14 protein-coding genes and 1 pseudogene are annotated in these 16,519 nt (G+C 66.4%); 11 read left to right on the forward strand and 4 right to left on the reverse strand.

The features are described 5' to 3' along the window. Positions 1-79: 79 nt before the first annotated feature. From ACYVAN_RS23010 to ACYVAN_RS23020, 3 genes are read right to left on the reverse strand one after another with little or no spacing between them, the layout of a single operon-like run. Positions 80-934 carry a sugar phosphate isomerase/epimerase family protein gene (locus ACYVAN_RS23010; RefSeq protein WP_460963009.1) on the reverse strand — a complete coding sequence of 285 codons (855 nt, stop codon included), beginning with the start codon at positions 932-934 and terminating at the stop codon, positions 80-82. A gap of 32 nt (positions 935-966) precedes the next feature. Next, entirely contained in the window at positions 967-1,983 is a 1,017-nt protein-coding gene (locus ACYVAN_RS23015; RefSeq protein ID WP_460963011.1) for a Gfo/Idh/MocA family protein, read from the reverse strand. Between the two features lie 43 nt (positions 1,984-2,026). Further along, positions 2,027-2,950, reverse strand: a complete 924-nt coding sequence (locus tag ACYVAN_RS23020; RefSeq protein WP_460963013.1) for a sugar phosphate isomerase/epimerase family protein — start codon at positions 2,948-2,950, stop codon at positions 2,027-2,029. Between the two features lie 797 nt (positions 2,951-3,747). Here ACYVAN_RS23020 and iolC point away from each other — a divergent pair. The 10 genes from iolC (at position 3,748) to ACYVAN_RS23070 (ending at position 15,363) form a co-directional block, all read left to right on the forward strand. Continuing rightward, positions 3,748-4,698 (forward strand): 5-dehydro-2-deoxygluconokinase, encoded by a 951-nt coding sequence (iolC, locus tag ACYVAN_RS23025; RefSeq protein WP_460963015.1) that lies wholly within the window; start codon positions 3,748-3,750, stop codon positions 4,696-4,698. Between the two features lie 81 nt (positions 4,699-4,779). Further along, positions 4,780-5,652, forward strand: coding sequence for a Cgl0159 family (beta/alpha)8-fold protein (locus ACYVAN_RS23030; protein ID WP_460963017.1), 873 nt, complete (start codon positions 4,780-4,782; stop codon positions 5,650-5,652). 49 nt (positions 5,653-5,701) lie between these two features. After that, on the forward strand, positions 5,702-6,607 hold the full coding sequence (gene iolB, locus ACYVAN_RS23035) for a 5-deoxy-glucuronate isomerase (protein ID WP_460963019.1): 906 nt from the start codon (positions 5,702-5,704) through the stop codon (positions 6,605-6,607). Further along, on the forward strand, positions 6,604-8,475 hold the full coding sequence (gene iolD / locus ACYVAN_RS23040; protein ID WP_460963021.1) for a 3D-(3,5/4)-trihydroxycyclohexane-1,2-dione acylhydrolase (decyclizing): 1,872 nt from the start codon (positions 6,604-6,606) through the stop codon (positions 8,473-8,475). The genes iolB and iolD overlap by 4 nt, the downstream gene beginning before the upstream one ends. A gap of 37 nt (positions 8,476-8,512) precedes the next feature. Then, positions 8,513-10,006 carry a CoA-acylating methylmalonate-semialdehyde dehydrogenase gene (locus tag ACYVAN_RS23045; RefSeq protein WP_460963023.1) on the forward strand — a complete coding sequence of 498 codons (1,494 nt, stop codon included), beginning with the start codon at positions 8,513-8,515 and terminating at the stop codon, positions 10,004-10,006. Between the two features lie 221 nt (positions 10,007-10,227). Next, positions 10,228-11,067, forward strand: a complete 840-nt coding sequence (locus ACYVAN_RS23050; protein WP_460963025.1) for an aldo/keto reductase — start codon at positions 10,228-10,230, stop codon at positions 11,065-11,067. A 681-nt stretch (positions 11,068-11,748) separates the two neighbouring features. Next, positions 11,749-12,447 (forward strand): DUF5058 family protein, encoded by a 699-nt coding sequence (locus ACYVAN_RS23055; RefSeq protein WP_460963027.1) that lies wholly within the window; start codon positions 11,749-11,751, stop codon positions 12,445-12,447. Between the two features lie 33 nt (positions 12,448-12,480). Next, positions 12,481-13,194, forward strand: a complete 714-nt coding sequence (locus ACYVAN_RS23060) for a hypothetical protein (protein WP_460963029.1) — start codon at positions 12,481-12,483, stop codon at positions 13,192-13,194. Beyond that, complete coding sequence (locus tag ACYVAN_RS23065) at positions 13,191-14,501, forward strand: amidohydrolase (protein ID WP_460963031.1); 1,311 nt, start codon at positions 13,191-13,193, stop codon at positions 14,499-14,501. Before ACYVAN_RS23060 ends, ACYVAN_RS23065 begins: the two co-directional genes overlap by 4 nt. A 169-nt stretch (positions 14,502-14,670) precedes the next feature. After that, positions 14,671-15,363 carry a trimeric intracellular cation channel family protein gene (locus ACYVAN_RS23070; protein ID WP_460963033.1) on the forward strand — a complete coding sequence of 231 codons (693 nt, stop codon included), beginning with the start codon at positions 14,671-14,673 and terminating at the stop codon, positions 15,361-15,363. Positions 15,364-15,542: 179 nt separating this feature from the next. On the opposite strand, the gene ACYVAN_RS23075 is transcribed toward ACYVAN_RS23070, so the two are convergent. After that, on the reverse strand, positions 15,543-15,992 hold the full coding sequence (locus ACYVAN_RS23075) for a DoxX family protein (RefSeq protein WP_460963035.1): 450 nt from the start codon (positions 15,990-15,992) through the stop codon (positions 15,543-15,545). Positions 15,993-16,371: 379 nt separating this feature from the next. Here ACYVAN_RS23075 and ACYVAN_RS23080 point away from each other — a divergent pair. After that, positions 16,372-16,519 (forward strand): annotated as a pseudogene (locus ACYVAN_RS23080) (hypothetical protein); the annotation flags it as partial.

The following is a 16,519-nucleotide window of genomic DNA, read 5'->3' on the forward strand; positions in this document are numbered from 1 at the left end:
CACAGTGCCAACACGGCGGTGCCCATCGTGGGCCACGGATGAATGTTCGCCCGCGCAGGAGCGACCGAACAGTCCCGCCTCACCAGTCCTTGGTGTATTCGGCGATCTTGTCGCGCATGTAGACCGAGGACTCGCGGGCGCGGTCTTCCCAGGCGAACACGCAAGCCGTCATGATCCCGTCGAACCCGTTGTCCCGCAGCGAGCCGAAGAACTCGTCCCAGTCCACCTCGCCCTGGCCGATGTCGAGGTGCTGGTGGATGCGGGCGGTTGAACCGGGTGGGTTGACGATGTAACGAAGCCCGGACGATGCGGTGTGGTCGAAGCTGTCGGCCACGTGCACGTGGGTGAGCAGATCGCCGGCATGGCGCATGATTCCCGGCGCATCGTTGCCCATGTGGAAGGTGTGGGGTGCGCAGTAGAGGAACTGGACATTCGGCGAGTTGATCCCGCGCACCATGTTGACGGCGGCGTGGCCGTCCTCGATGAAGTCGTCGGGGTGAGGTTCGAGTTTGAGGGTGATTCCCTCCCGCTCGAAGATCGGCAGGAGTTCCTCCATCGACCGCCAGAACTGCCCCTCGCTGCGGCTGGTCGCCTCGGGGCGGCCGTTGAATTCGGAGACCATGACGTCGACGCCGAGCTCGCTGGTGATCTGGATGGCGCGTTTCCAGTAACGGACGGCGGCCTGTCGCTCGTCCTCGTCGGGGCCGGACCAGCGGTACAGCGGCAGGACCGAAGCGATGCCGACGCCCGCGGCGTCGAGTTCCGCGCGGAATCGGCGGATCGTGGTGTCGTCGATGCGAGGGTGGGTGAAGAAGGGCAGCACGTCCTCGCGCGGTGAAAGTTCGATCCACTCGTAGCCGAGTTCGGCGACCAGACGCGGCAGCTCCAGCAGTGGAGTGAATCGGAACATGTGCGGGTCGAGCGCGATTTTCAAGGGAACTCCTCGGGATTCGTGTTCGGCGCGCCTCAGCTGTAGAAGAGGGGGCGCTCGACGAGTTCGACCTCGGTGCGCTCGCCGGTGGCAAGGGCACCGAGACCGGCTTCGCACACCGCCGCGGCGGCGTAGCCGTCCCAGGCGCTGGCGCCGTCGATGGTCCCGCCCAGGGCGGCGTGCGCCCACCGCTGGAACTCGAGGTCGAAGGCCTGCATGAACCGGTCGCGGAAGTCCTTGGTGACGTTTCCGCCCCAGCGGCCCTCCGTGTGGCTGAACAGTCCGGTGTTGCCACCCACCATGGCCGTGCCGTGCTCGCAGACGGCTTCGCAGCGGACCTGGTAACCGAAGCCGCAGTTGACGAACAGTTCGACGTCGACGACGACACCACCGGTGGTTTCGATCGTGATGAGCTTCGGGTCTGCCAGCCCCTCCGGTGCGGCGGAAGCCGACCGCGGGTGCTGGACCGTCACCGCTGCGATCTCCTCGTCGAGCAGCCAGCGGGTGGTGTCGAACTCGTGCACCGCCGAGTCGAAGACCATCATCTCGTTGGTGAACCCGGGTGGCGTGGTGGGGTTGCGGTGTGCGCAGTGCATCACCAGGGCCCGCCCGAAATCGCCCGCGTCCAGCAGCCGCTTGAGCTCTACGTATTCCGGGTCGAACCGGCGCATGAAGCCGACCTGGACGAGCTTGTGTCCCACCCGTTCTTCTGCCTCGACCACGCGCAACGAAGACTTCGAGTCCGGGGTGAGCGGCTTCTCGCACAGGACGGGAAGTCCGCGCTCGATGCAGGCCAGCAACATGGGTTCGTGGGTGATACCGGGGGTGGCGAGCACGATGGCGTCCACATCGGACGCCACGATCACGTCCATCGGATCTTGCTCGATGCGGCAGCCCTCCAAGCCCGAAACGGCTTGGTGCGCCTGGTCCTGGTCGGGGTCGCCAACCGCGACCAGCCGGGCGTTGCTGGTCCGTTCGTGGATGCGCCGGGCGTGGTCGGCGCCCATCCTGCCTGCCCCGATGAGACCTACCCGAAGGTCGTTGTCACTCATGCAATCCTCCTGTGCCGCGACGTGTGGCGGCGCTCATCGGTGATCAACGTGCACCCGCGCCACAGCGGGTCAGGTAGTTGCGGGTGCGGCGTGCAATGGGCAGCGGCACGTTGAAGTCGACCGGGTAGAGGTCCTGCTCGACGATGGCGAACAGGTCCGCGTCGAGGTTCTCGGTGGCCTTGATGATCGGTGCGAGCTCCGGCACACCGTTGGGCGGCTCGCACATCACGCCGCGTTGCACCGCAGGGCCGAACGGCAGGTCTTCGGACCGCACGTCGGCGAGGATGGAGGGCTCGACCTGCTTGAGGTGTAGGTAGCCGATGCGGTTCGGGTACTTCTCGATCAGCGCCAGGTTGTCCCCGCCGCAGTAGGAGATGTGGCCGGTGTCCAGGCACAGCGTCACCAGTTCGGGGTCGGTGAGCTCCAGGAAGCGCTCGACGTGCTCCTGGGTGTCGACGTGGCTGTCGGCGTGCGGATGGAACTGCAGCCGCACGCCGTACTCCTCGTACAGTGCCTTGGCGAGCCGGTCCGTACCCGAGGCCAACGAGCTCCACGAGTTTTCGCCGAGCAAGCGGTCCTCCAACTGCTCGCCCGTCGCGGGATCGCGCCACATGTCCGGGATGACCACGATGTGCTTCGCGCCGAGCGCGCTGGTCAAATCGGCGACTTGGCGGACGTGTTCCCAAGTCTCCTTCCACACATCACCCTTGTGGAAGCCGGTGAAACAGGTGCCCGCCGAGAGCGTCAGGTCACGCTTGCCGAGTTCGTCGCGCAGCTGCTCCGGGTCGGTGGGCAGGTATCCGTACGGGCCGAGCTCGATCCATTCGTAGCCGGCCTCGGCGACTTCGTCGAGGAAGCGATGCCACGGTGTCTGCTTGGAGTCGTCGGGGAACCACACGCCCCACGAGTCCGGTGCTGAGCCGACCCGCAGCCTGCTGCGAGTGTCGGTGGCGTTGTCGTTGCTCATGAAAGTCTCTTTCTGGCGGTCGTGCCGTTCCCGGGTAGGTGGTCCGTCCGTGTGTCCGGTGCGCACTGTGAACGCCGATGCCGGGTGCGGCCAGGTGAACCGATCGGCGATGTGTTGGAACTCGGGTTCGGGTCGCGTTCACCGAGGTCGACGGTGGACTGCGGAAGGATCGGGCGTGTTGTTGCGGCGGGGAGGTGCAAGGCTCTGTGACCTGGGTCGCCGCTGCTTACGACAAACGGTAGTTTTCACCGCCGAAACTCGAACTGTCAATACTTAGTCCTGACATACTTACTTACTGGCTTGCCTGTTGAGGGGCTTCGCTGCTGCGGGGTCGTATAACCGTCCGCTCGCGACGGAAAGCTGATCATCGAAGGCGGAGGTCGGGTTTCTCCGTGCGAGTGAAGGGGCAGTGCTGTCTCGACGGAGGGCGGACGCGATCGCGTTGACGACTGGCAGCTGCTCCGAATGGGTGGCCGCCTCGATCTGACGGCCACTCGGTAATACAACGGCGCTGGACTGGGCCGTGGAGTAGCTGATCTCGTACGTTCGTAAGTAAGTATGTACTGACAATATATTGACAGCAGGCTTGTTGGGCGAGTAAACAAGTGAGTACGAACCAGCCAGCTTCCGAATGCTCACCGTCCAGCGGTGCCGGTGCGGACGTCCTCGGTATCCGAGACGCCGCCGCCTCGACTCGGAAGGCCGTCGATCGGCGTGAAAGTCGCGCCGCCGAGGCGCAGCAGTTCCCTCACACCCCCAGATTCACACAGCACCGAACCACTGCGGAGGTCTTCGGCATGAGCATCCCGTTCGACGTCATCACGATGGGCCGGATCGGGGTGGACATCTACCCGTTGCAGACCGGTGTGTCGTTGGCCGAGGTGGAATCCTTCGGGAAGTACCTGGGCGGTAGCGCCACCAACGTGGCCGTCGCGTCGGCCCGGCTGGGCAGCACCAGTGCGGTCATCAGTCGAACCGGCAACGACCCCTTCGGGGATTTCATCCACCAAGCCCTGAAAGGTTTCGAAGTGGATGACCGATGGGTGGCCCCGGTCGAGCGGTATCCGACACCGGTGACGTTCTGCGAGCTGTTCCCGCCGGATGATTTCCCGCTCTACTTCTACCGCTATCCCAAGGCCCCCGACCTGGAGATCCACGTCGACGAGCTGGACCTGGATGCGATCGCCGCCGCACGCATCTTCTGGATGACCGGCACCGGCCTGGCCGAGGAACCCAGCCGGTCGGCGACCCTCGCCGCAATGCGGCATCGGGACCGCCGCGGCACGACCGTGTTCGACCTCGACTGGCGTCCGATGTTCTGGACGAACCACGAAGAGGCGCGCGACTGGTACCGCGAAGCGTTGTCGCACGCGACCGTCGCGGTCGGCAACCTCGACGAGTGCGAGCGCGCGGTGGGCACTCGCGACCCGAACGACGCCGCGGACGCGCTGCTCGACGCCGGCGTGGAGCTAGCGGTGGTCAAGCAGGGGCCGAAGGGCGTGCTCGCGCGAACCCGCGACAACGAGGTCGTCGCCCCGCCCGTACCGGTCGAGGTGGTCAACGGGCTCGGTGCCGGGGACGCCTTCGGCGGCGCGCTGTGCCACGGCCTGCTGGCGGGCTGGGAACTCGGGAGAGTCGTGCGCTTCGCCAACGTGGCGGGGGCGCTGGTGGCCTCCCGGCTCGCCTGCTCGTCCGCGATGCCCTACGAACACGAGGTCGAGACCGCGCTCTCCCGGACCTCCGCCTAATCCCTGTTCTGTCGACCCTGTCGGCCCGTTCGGCGCAGTTGCGCCTGAGCGACGAGCCCGAAAGCGAGAACCGTGTCCGAAATGAGCATCACCGAACTCACCCAGGTGCGTGCCGAGCATCCCGAGGCGATCGCGGAAGCGGCGGCGAAGCGGACTCGGCGACCGCTGCTGGGCGACAACGGGCGCATGATGATCGTGGCCGCCGACCACCCCGCTCGAGGAGCCCTCGGCGCGGGCAGCGACTCGCTCGCCATGGCCAACCGTGCCGATCTGCTCGAGCGTCTGTGCACGGCCTTGCAGCGGCCCGGAGTCGACGGTGTTCTGGGGACACCGGACGTCCTGGAGGACCTGCTGCTGCTGGGGGCCTTGGAGGACAAAGTCGTTATCGGGTCGATGAACCGAGGCGGCTTGGCCGGGGCATCCTTCGAACTCGACGACCGGTTCACGGGGCACCGCGCGGAGGACATCGAGCGCCTGCGCTTCGACGCCGGGAAGCTGCTGCTGCGCATCGACACGAACGACACTGGTTCGCTGAGCACCATGGTGGGTGCAGCGAACGCGGTCAACGAGCTGGCCGAGCGAGGTTTGATGGCGATGGTCGAGCCGTTCATCTCGCGCCAGGTGGACGGCAAGGTGCGCAACGACCTGTCGGTGGAGGCCGTGACCCGATCGATCGCCATCGCCTCCGGGCTCGGCGGCACGTCGGCCTACACCTGGCTGAAGGTGCCGGTGCCCGAGGACATCGGGGGCATCGATCGCGTCATGGAGGCGACCACGTTGCCGACCGTGCTGTTGGGCGGCGAGGTGTCCACCGACGCCGACGCCACCTATGAGCGCTGGCACAAGGCACTCCAACTTCCGAACGTGCGGGGCCTCGTGGTCGGGCGCACCCTGCTGTACCCGCCGGACGGTGACGTGGTCGGTGCGGTTGACTCCGCGGTCGGACTGCTCTGATCGACACGAAGACGGTGCAAGAGCTCGAAACGTAGAAACAGGAGCAGCGGTGAACGACAAGCGCTTCTACCAACCCGTCGGGACGGCAGCCCGAGACGGGTACGCGGTCCACGTGGACCCCGAGTCGGCGGGTTGGGGATACTCCTCGCTGCGCGTGCTCGAGCTCGACGCGGGTGAGCAGCACGAACTGCGGACCGGTGAGAGCGAGTGGGTCGTGCTGCCATTGTCCGGCGGTTGCAGGGTCTCCTGCGACGGGGAGGTCTTCGACCTGCACGGCCGTGGCGGTGTGTTCGACGGTGTGACGGACTTCGCCTACGTGCCCCGCGACGCTCAGGTGCACGTCAGCTCGGTGGAAGGCGGGCGGTTCGCCCTCACCGGTGCTCGCTGTGAGCGGCGCTTGCCGGTCCGCTACGGCCCGGCCTCCGGGGTTCCGGTCGAACTGCGGGGTGCCGGCCAGGCGAGCAGGCAGGTCAACAACTTCTGCGCCGCGCACGTCTTCGAGGCCGACCGGCTGATCGCGGTGGAGGTGTTGACGCCGGCGGGCAACTGGTCGTCCTTTCCGCCGCACAAGCACGACACCGAACGCGACGGGGAGTCCCGGCTGGAGGAGATCTACTACTTCGAGATCGCCGGCTCCCACGGAACCGAGGGCCTCGGCTACCAGCGGGTGTACCCGTCGGGGCCCGGCCGCACGACCGACGTTCTCGCCGAGGTGCGCAGCGGTGATGTCGTGCTGATCCCGGACGGCTGGCACGGGCCGTCGATGGCGGTTCCGGGCTACGACATGTACTACCTCAACGTGATGGCCGGACCATCGCCCGAACGCACGTGGGCAATCTGCGACGACCCCGCGCATGCCTGGATCCGCGACACGTGGGCGAACCAACCGGTGGACGCGAGGCTTCCGCTGTACGACGCACCCGTCAACGACGATATCTCAGTGGAGGAACGATGACCGCCGGAACGCGACGGTTGACCGTCGCACAGGCATTGGTGCGGTTTCTGTCCAACCAGCACACCGAGCGCGACGGGGCACGTCATCGCCTGATCGCCGGATGCTGGGGCATCTTCGGGCACGGCAATGTCGCCGGTGTGGGGCAAGCGTTGCTGGAGAACGCCGGGGACATGCCGTATCTGCAGGGGCGAAACGAGCAGTCGATGGTGCACGCGGCAGTCGGGTACGCGCGGCAAAGCAACCGGATGTCCACCTACGCGTGCACGACCTCGATCGGTCCAGGTGCGACGAACCTGGTCACCGGGGCAGCGCTGGCTACGATCAACCACCTGCCGGTGCTGCTGCTGCCGGGGGATGTGTTCGCGACCCGGCCGGCCGATCCGGTGTTGCAGCAGTTGGAGTCGCCGCACGCGCGGGATGTGTCGGTCAACGACTGCCTGCGCCCGGTTTCCTGCTACTTCGACCGGATCTGGCGTCCCGAGGCGCTGATGCCGTCGCTGCTCGACGCGATGCGGGTGCTGACCGACCCGGTAGAGACCGGCGCTGTGACTCTGGCCCTGCCCCAAGACGTGCAGGCCGAGGCTTTTGACTGGCCGGAGGAGTTCTTCGCCCACCGCACCTGGCGAGTACATCGTCCCGCACCGGATCCGTCGTCGATCGGTGACGCGGTCGAACGCATCCGCTCGGCGGAGCGCCCGCTGATCATCGCAGGCGGCGGCGTGCACCACAGCGGTGCCGAGGAGGCGCTGCGCGGGTTCGCCGAGGCAACCGGAATCCCGGTTTCGGAGACGCAGGCGGGGCGCGGTTCGCTGCGCTTCGACCATCCCAACGAGTTGGGGTCGATCGGGCACACCGGCACCTCGGCCTCCGACGACATCGCCCGGCGCGCCGATCTGATCATCGGTGTCGGAACCCGCTACTCGGACTTCACCACCGCTTCTCGGACGCTGTTCGCCGACCCGCAGGTGCGGTTCGTCAACGTCAACATCACCTCGCTGGACGCGCACAAGCAGTCCGCCACCGCCGTAATCGGCGACGCTCGGACCTCACTGGAGTCGCTGACCAGCTCTCTGAGCGGACACCGGGTTCCCGGTGACTACGTCCAGCACTATCGAGCGGCCGCCGACCGCTGGACCGAGGTCGTCGAGAGGACTACCCATGCCGCCGACGTGTCGGAGCGCCCAGGGCAGGCCGAGGTCCTCGGGGTGCTCGACCAAGTGCTCGACGACCGGGACGTCGTGGTCAACGCAGCTGGGTCGATGCCGGAGGACCTCAACAAGCTCTGGCGCGCGAAGGAACCACGGCAGTACCACGTCGAGTACGGATTTTCGTGCATGGGATACGAGATTCCGGCCTCGATCGGGGTGCGGCTCGCAGCTCCCGACCGCGAGGTGTTCGCCCTGGTCGGTGACGGGACCTACCTGATGATGCCCACGGAAATCGTCACCGCCGTGCAGGAGGGCATCAAGATCAACGTGGTGCTCGTGCAGAACCACGGCTACGCCTCCATCGGAGGGTTGTCCGAAAAGGTGGGCGCAGAACGCTTCGGCACCGAATACCGCTACCGGGACGACGACAAGACCTTCAGCGGCGAAGTCTTGCCTGTCGACCTTGCGGCCAACGCCGCGAGTTTCGGCATGGACGTGCTCCACGCATCTACAGTGGACCAACTTCGTCGCGCCCTGCACGCCTCGCGCGCATCGGACCGTCCGACCGCGGTATACGTCGAAACGGACCCGGCCAAGACGCAGCTGCCCCCCGAGGCCTGGTGGGACGTACCAGTCGCCGAGGTCTCATCCCGCGAGAGCGCCCAAAACGCGCGCAAGCAATACGAGGAACAACGACAGCAGCAACGGCACCACCTGTGACCGTCCCCGAGGATTCCCAGAAGACAGGGAGCAAACGTTGAAAACTGTGCAGCACTGGATCGACGGCAAGTCGGTCGAAGGCGCTTCAGGACACTTTGGATCGATCACGAACCCGGCCACAGGTGAGCACACGGCGCGGGTCGCGCTCGCCGGCTCCAGCGAGGTCGACACGGCGGTGTCGTCCGCCGCGAAGGCATACGCGACTTGGTCCACATTCTCGCTCACGGCACGGACCCGAATCCTGTTCCGCTACCGCGAACTGCTCGACCAGCACCGTGACGAGATCGCCCGGCTGATCACCGCCGAACACGGCAAGGTGCACTCCGATGCGCTTGGCGAGATCGCCAGAGGCATGGAGATCGTCGAGCAGGCGTGCGGAATCCCGCAGCAACTCAAGGGCGAACTGTCCACCCAGGTCTCAACGCGCGTTGATGTGGAGTCGATCCGTCAGCCAGTCGGGGTGGTCGCGGGGATCACCCCGTTCAACTTTCCGGCGATGGTTCCGATGTGGATGTTCCCGGTAGCGATCGCCTGCGGGAACACGGTCGTGCTCAAGCCCAGTGAGAAGGACCCCTCGGCCACCACTCGGCTGGTCGAACTGATGTCGGAGGCGGGCTTGCCCGAGGGCGTGCTCAACCTCGTGCACGGCGACAAGGAATCCGTTGACCGGCTGTTGGAACACCCCGATGTGAAGGCCGTCAGCTTCGTCGGTTCCACTCCGATCGCCGAGCATGTGCACCGCACGGCGAGTGCCAACGGCAAGCGAGTGCAGGCCCTCGGTGGCGCGAAGAACCACATGCTCGTACTGCCCGACGCTGACCTCGACCAGGCAGCCGACGCGGCCGTCTCGGCCGCATACGGCTCGGCGGGGGAGCGTTGTATGGCGGTTTCCGTGGTCGTGGCCGTCGACCCGATCGGCGATGAACTCGTCGACAAGATCGCCGAGCGCTCCCGGGTGTTGACCATCGGTCCCGGCACGGATCCGGCCTCCGAAATGGGCCCGCTGATCACCCGCGAGCATCGGGACAAGGTCGCCTCGTACGTGCCCAAGGCCCGCGAACAAGGCGCGGAGATCGTGGTGGACGGCACGGACCTGGTGGTGGACGGACACGAGGACGGATACTTCGTGGGTGTGAGCCTGCTCGACAAGGTCACGCCCGAGATGGATGCCTACGCCGACGAAATCTTCGGTCCGGTGCTCTGCGTCGTGCGAGCGGGAACGTACGAGGAAGCCCTCACGCTGATCAATTCGTCGCGCTGGGGGAACGGCACCGCGATCTTCACCCGTGATGGGGGAGCGGCGCGCCGCTTCAAGCTGGAGGTGGAAGCGGGCATGGTCGGCGTCAACGTGCCGATCCCCGTTCCCGTGGGCTACCACTCCTTCGGCGGATGGAAGGACTCGCTGTTCGGCGATCATCACATCTACGGCAACGACGGCGTGCACTTCTATACCCGTGGGAAGGTCATCACGACCAGGTATCCCGACCCCAGTGACGGTGGTGTCGATCTCGGCTTCCCCGCCGACAGCTGACGAAGCTCCCGCGGGGTGGCGCGCACTTCGCGCCACCCCGGAGCTTTCGGGCGAGGAGTCGTCAACGCCAAGGGTTCGCCTCCACCTCGTGCGAGGACGAGATCCGCGCGGTCGCCGACGCGGTGAACGCGGCGATGGTCGACGTTCTTACCAGGAAGCAGTTCTCCGCCGGCCGTCCCCGCACCGGTCGAGCACACCTGCGATGCCCCGGAGTCGTTCCTATGAACCCCCATGCCCGCGTCCCCGACATCACCTTGAACACCGGGGCGCGGATGCCCCAACTCGGTTTCGGCGTATACCGGATACCCGCACAAGAAGTGGTGGAGCCCGTGCGTACGGCTCTCGACGCCGGCTACCGCAGTATCGACACCGCGACCGCCTACCGCAACGAGGCCGGCGTCGGTCGTGCCATCGCCGAATCCGGCCTGGCCCGCAAAGAGCTGTTCGTCACCACCAAGTTGTGGAACACCGACCAGGGCTACGACGCGACCCTGCGCGCGTTCGAGGCCAGCTTGCGCGAGCTCGCGCTCGACTACCTCGACCTCTACCTCATCCATTGGCCGATGCCCGGCCGGGATCTCTACCTCGAAACCTGGAAGGCCTTCGGGAGGCTGCACGCCGAGGGGCGGATCCGCAGTATCGGCGTCTCCAATTTCCACATCGCACACCTCCGGCGCTTGCTTGCCGAGACCGACGTGGTGCCTGCCGTCAACCAGATCGAACTGCATCCCAGACTGCAGCAACCGGGCCTTCGCGCTTTTCACGCCGAGTACGGCATCACCACCGAAGCCTGGAGTCCCCTCGGCGGAGGCACGAACCTGCTCGACGATCCCACCGTGCTCGACCTGGCCGCACGGCACGACCGCGCGCCGGCACACGTCGTGCTGCGCTGGCATCTGCAGCTGGGCAACGTCGTGATCCCGAAGTCGGCGACTCCCGCGCGTATCCGCCAGAACATCGATGTCTTCGACTTCGAGCTCACCGCCGACGACCTCGAAGCGCTCAGCGGACTGGAAACGGGCACTCGCATCGGGCCAGACCCCGACGTCCTCGGCGCCTGACCAGGCCGAGCTGCCTCGGGGCAACGGCGCCACGACCTGCCCCGCCGGGGGGAAGGTGCTCGAAGGGATTAGGTGGTGGAAAGATCGCAGCGCCTCGAGCACCTGAAGGAGACCCGCTGGCTGATCACCAGGTCGGCCGGCGGGTGTTCTCCCTACGTCTCCCGCCCTGCACACAAATTCGGCTGGGCCTCGGACGTCGAACTCGGCCGTTACCACGGCTCACAATGCCACCTGCTCGATCACGGCCAACGGTCTGCGGCCGGACCACCGCTGGCCACCCGGTCCTGCCGACTTGTCGAGAGATGTCAGTCGAGGCAAGGCGTTCTGTGGCGCCGGTGCAGGGCAACCCGGCCAGCGCCGAGAGCACCGAGCCGAGCTTGTCCGCCACATTTGGCACCGGATCACGTTCTCACTACTGAGCCATTCAGCAGTCACGGTGGCCTGCCTTCCAACAGCGTTCGCGCAGTCGGAAAAGGCGTGGACGAGGTCCCGGTCGGTTTCCTCGGCCATCGAAAATTCGTGCATGGAACGGATCTCGACAAGAATTTCTTGCAAAAGCGGCCTGAGTCGAGTGAGTGCGGCACTCTGCCTGCATCCCAGCAAGCGGGTACGTCTCCGAACGTGCGGGCTCCGTCCCACGTGTCGAAGGCGTGCGCACCGACCAGAACCTGGAGGTCTGGCGTGAGCACCCCAGGCATTGCCAGTTCGCCGATCTTGTGGAGCGCGGCGATTGGAGTATTCGCCGTGATCACCGTGCAGTCAGTCGTCTACTGGCGGGCCGCGGTTCGAGGCGCGCCTGACGCGGGCATGAGCCGCCGCGAGCTCGTCAGTGCGTTTCGGGTCGGCGCGCTCTCTGCTGTGGGGCCATCACTGGCGGTGGTGTTCGTCGCGCTCGGTTTACTCACCGTGTTCGGCACACCCGCCGTGCTCACCCGGATCGGGCTGATCGGCTCGGTCAGCTTCGAGACTGCCGCAGCGCAGACCGCGGCCGACGCCGCGGGCGTGGAACTGGGCGGCGCCGGATACGACGACCAGGCGTTCGCGCTCGTGCTGTTCACCATGAGCATCGGCGGCGCCGCGTGGATGATCAGCGCCTTGCTGTTCACGCCGATCCTTCGCCGCGCCGACAGGAAGGTTCGCGCGCTGAACCCCGCCGTGATGACACTCGTGCCGAGCGCGGGGATGATCGCCGCGTTCAGCTACCTGGGACTGGCGGAGACGACCAAGTCCGGAGTGCACCTGGCGACGTTCGCAACCGGTGCCACCTCCATGCTCGCGCTCCAGCTGATAGCCCGGCGGATCCACGCGAGGTGGCTCAAGGAATGGGCTCTCGGAATCTCGATGGCTTTCGCCCTCGGGGCGGCCGCCATCGTGATGTGAGCACTGGGGCACGCGGAAAGGGAGAGCTGATCAATGCCGTCCGTAACAACCGATCCCTTCGAGCGCACCACCTCCCGGTGGGGGCGCTGGACCATGTTCACCGGCCTGGTGATCTCACTGGCCGGACCGATGTACCTGATGTTCGGCATGGGCCACTGGCCCGGGTTCGACGTAGTGGCGCAGTCCTGGATCGCCGTGGCAGCGGTGTTCGGCATGATCTGGATCACCGAGCCGGTTGCCTATTACCCCATGCTCGGTTCCGCGGCGACGTACCAGGCGTTCATGATCGGGAACATCGCGAACAAGCTGCTGCCCTCGGCAGTGGCCGCCCAGCAGGCGCTGGGAGCCAAGCAGGGCACGAAGAAGTCGGAGATCGCCGCCGTCGTGGCGATCACCGGCGCCGCCGCGGTACACCTCGTGTCCCTCCTGGTCTTCGTCGGAATCCTGGGGACGTGGATGGTGTCGATCACTCCTCCGGGGATGCAGCAGGTCTTCGGCTACGTCGTGCCCGCCATCTTCGGGCCGGTGCTGGTGCAATCCGCCATGACGGCCAACCACCTGCGCACAGTGGTGTTCGCGGTGTCGTGCGGTGTGGTCGGTGTCTTCGTGCTCGTTCCGCTGGTGCCTTCGACGAAGATGTACGCCATGGCCCTGTGCGTCCTTGCGGCCGTGGCGCTGGCCCTGGCCTTCCGCCCCCGGGCGACGGCTGCCGACGATGCTGACGAGAAGACGGAGGTGTCCGCATGAACGTCCCAGCTGCCACGAGCGGGACCACTGCCGGAACGGTGCTCGCTGGACTGGACGAGCTCAGGGAAGACCTGTACGCCCTGTATCGGCACCTGCACTCCCACCCGGAGCTGTCAATGCAGGAGCACGCGACGGCCGCGCTGATCGAGGACCGGTTGGCTGACCTGGGCATCCCCACTTTCCGGTGCGGTGGGACGGGCGTCGTCGGTGTTCTGGAGAACGGGCCCGGGCCCGTCGTCGCTTTCCGCGCCGACACGGATGCGCTGCCGATCGCGGAACAAACCGGGCTGGACTGCGCGTCCGAGGCGACCGGCGTCCTGCCCGATGGCACCGAGACCGACGTCATGCACGGTTGCGGTCACGATACGCACACCGCCTCGCTGCTGATCAGCGCGGCGCTGCTGGTGCGTGCGCGGCAGGTGTGGTCGGGCACGATTGTGTTGATCTTCCAGCCGGGCGAGGAGACCGCCGCGGGTGCCCGGGCGATGGTCGACGACGGCCTGTGGGAACGAGCGCCGCGCCCCGAGCTCCTGCTCGGCCAGCACGTCATGCCGGGACCCGCCGGCATCGTGCGGTACCGGCCGGGCATCTCGGCCTCGATGGCCGACTCGTGGGAGGTCACGGTGCGCGGGCGCGGAGCGCACGGCTCCCAACCGGAGCTCTCGGTCGATCCGATCGTGCAGGTCGCGCACACGATCACCCGGATCCAGGGGATCGTCTCGCGAGAGGTGGGGCCGCTTTCCTCGGCTGTGGTGACGGTCGGGCGGATCGCGGGCGGGTTGAAGGAGAACATCATCCCGGATTCGGCGATGTTCACCCTCAACGTGCGTACGTTCGACGAAACTGTGCGGGCACAGGTGCTGGGTGCGCTGCGACGCATCATCAAGGCCGAAGCGGAAGCCTCCGGGGCACCCGAACCGGAGATAACGGAGCTGTCGTCGTTCCCCCGGCTGGTCAACGACGACGACGTCACCGGCCGGGTCTCGACAGCACTCGACGCGTACTGGGGCGAGGGCTCGGTCAGTGAAGGTGACGCCATGATGGGAAGCGAGGACTTCGGACTGCTGGGAGAGGCGATCGGGGTTCCGTACTGCTTCTGGTTCATCGGGGGTACGGACCCCGAGCTCTATGCCAAGGCGGCGGCCGATGGCACGCTCGCCGGCACGGTCCCCGGCAACCACTCACCGTTCTTCGCCCCCGTGGTGGAGCCGACGCTGCCCCGCATGGTCGAGGCGGCGGTCGTGGGCATGTTGGCGTTCTTGGGCGATGGTCTCGTGATGCCTGCTGAGCGCACCGCCGCGGACTAGTCCGCCAGGAGGTCAGCGGCGGTGCGGGCAACGGAAGCAAGCGCGGCAGCGGGAGTCTCGCGGGCGGTGACAGGACATGGGGCTTCCCTCCGATTGGCGTCCGCGGGTTCGCGCCGCTCGTCCCGCGAGGCTCTCGGTGCTGATCGATTCAAGGATGGATACTGGGCCGATGTCGCAGTCACCGTTGCTGCTCGTGTTGGACTTGACGGGTACTTTCGCATTCGGCCTCAACGGCGCCCTCACCGCCGTGCGGGCCGTCCGACTGGATCTCGTCGGTGTCTTGACGTTGGGCATGATGACCGCGCTGGGTGGCGGCATCATCCGGGACGTTTTGATCGGCTCGCTGCCTCCCGCAACCTTCAGCGACATGCGCTACCTGGGCGTTGCAGCCGCCGGTGCTCTGGTGGCCTACTTCCTGAGCATGGATCTGGGACGCTTCGCCGTGCTCATCACGGTGTTCGACGCGGTCGGGCTCGGGGTGTTCTGCGTCACCGGCGCGAGCAAGGCGATGGCGTTCGGGATCGGTGGTGTGCAGGCCGTCCTACTCGGAGCGATCACCGCGGTCGGGGGTGGGACCGTGCGCGACGTGGTCATCCGGCGAGTACCTTCGGTGCTGACCAGCGACCTGTACGCGGTGCCTGCCATCATCGGTGCCGCGCTTACGGTCGTCGCCTGGCTCTTCGGGGTTTACGGGCTCGTGAGCGCGCTCATCGCGGCGACCTTGTGCTTCGCCATCCGGATGCTCGGTGTGCGCTACAAGCTTGGCGTGCCGAGCGCGCCGTACTGGCGCCACCGTCGTGGCGGTACGACCGGGAGGTCCGATGAGGAGGGACGTCGAGGTGATGATCCCGAGGACCCGTGAATTGTCGACGGAGCGACTGAAGATGTTCACGCCCGTCGATCACGTGGACCGGTTACCCCGTGAGGAAGCTGGCACGGCGGGAAAAGGTGGGGGCCGTCAACTGAGCCGCCGACGACCACTGCCGGGCGTGCAAAGCGATCGGAGTGACGCGGATCGGCCGAATCGGTTGATCCGAATGGTCAGCCGGTGAAGGGCATGAGGCCGAAGCGGCCCCATGCCACGAAGACGGCCATGGCGAGATACACGAGGTCGGCCAAGATCGTTGCCTTCTCGCCACGGCGGAGGCGCGTGATCACTGCGCCGACCATCAACAATCCCGCACCAACAGCAGCCAGCGGCACCAGCACCGGCGCGATGTCGAGCGCGGCGGGCAGGATCAGGCCCATCGCGATCAGGAGTTCGAGAGCTCCGATGGCCTTGAGGGCACCGGGACTGAAGTCTTCGACCCATCTCGAGGAGGCGGACATGCCGGCCATCTTCTCCTTGGGCACGAACATCTTGGCACTGGCAACCAGGAAGACAACGGCCAGCAGTCCGGCAACGATCCACAGCGAGAGGTTCATCATCAACTCCTGATCGAGGATTGCCTGCACACCGTAGGACGGGACATCCCCCCGCGCCTGGGACATCTCCGAACATCAGCGCCAACGTGGCGACCTCACCCTTACCGGATAGGTCAAGGCGACGCTCCGGACCGCCATGCCCTGACCGCACAAGCCAGATTGACGGGATAGCCCTGAGCCGGGTGCGGGTGCCTGCACGGTCTGGGGTGCCTGCACGGCCTGCTGGTGTCCGACGTGGCGATACCTGTCGCCTCACGGGTTGATCGGCGCTGGGCAAGTATTGCCGCGTGAGTGCATCAATTCGGGCGAGGCTTGACGCGGACCGTATCGAGTACTAACTTGTCGGCAACTGACATATCAGTTGTCGATCTGAAGTGTTTCTGTTCGTTGGTTCGTTCCCTGCCGGTTTTTGCCGCGGGAGGAGTGTGTCGTGTCCATGGGTGTGATGAATGATCTCGATCGCAAGCTTTCCGAGGTGGATCCCGAGGTAGCTTCGGCGGTTGGTGCCGAGCTCGACCGCCAGCAGATGACGCTGGAGATGATCGCCTCGGAGAACTTCGCGCCGCAGTCCGTGCTGGAAGCACAGGGGTCGG

The sequence above is a fragment of the Parasphingorhabdus pacifica genome, assembly GCF_054779195.1.

Coding starts and splice junctions, on each gene's coding strand:
- ACYVAN_RS23015 (WP_460963011.1), bottom strand. CDS start 1,983: ATGAGTGACAACGACCTTCGGGTAGGTCTCATCGGGGCAGGCAGGATG.
- ACYVAN_RS23020 (WP_460963013.1), bottom strand. CDS start 2,950: ATGAGCAACGACAACGCCACCGACACTCGCAGCAGGCTGCGGGTCGGC.
- iolC (WP_460963015.1), top strand. CDS start 3,748: ATGAGCATCCCGTTCGACGTCATCACGATGGGCCGGATCGGGGTGGAC.
- ACYVAN_RS23030 (WP_460963017.1), top strand. CDS start 4,780: ATGAGCATCACCGAACTCACCCAGGTGCGTGCCGAGCATCCCGAGGCG.
- iolD (WP_460963021.1), top strand. CDS start 6,604: ATGACCGCCGGAACGCGACGGTTGACCGTCGCACAGGCATTGGTGCGG.
- ACYVAN_RS23050 (WP_460963025.1), top strand. CDS start 10,228: ATGAACCCCCATGCCCGCGTCCCCGACATCACCTTGAACACCGGGGCG.
- ACYVAN_RS23060 (WP_460963029.1), top strand. CDS start 12,481: ATGCCGTCCGTAACAACCGATCCCTTCGAGCGCACCACCTCCCGGTGG.
- ACYVAN_RS23065 (WP_460963031.1), top strand. CDS start 13,191: ATGAACGTCCCAGCTGCCACGAGCGGGACCACTGCCGGAACGGTGCTC.
- ACYVAN_RS23070 (WP_460963033.1), top strand. CDS start 14,671: ATGTCGCAGTCACCGTTGCTGCTCGTGTTGGACTTGACGGGTACTTTC.
- ACYVAN_RS23075 (WP_460963035.1), bottom strand. CDS start 15,992: ATGTCCCAGGCGCGGGGGGATGTCCCGTCCTACGGTGTGCAGGCAATC.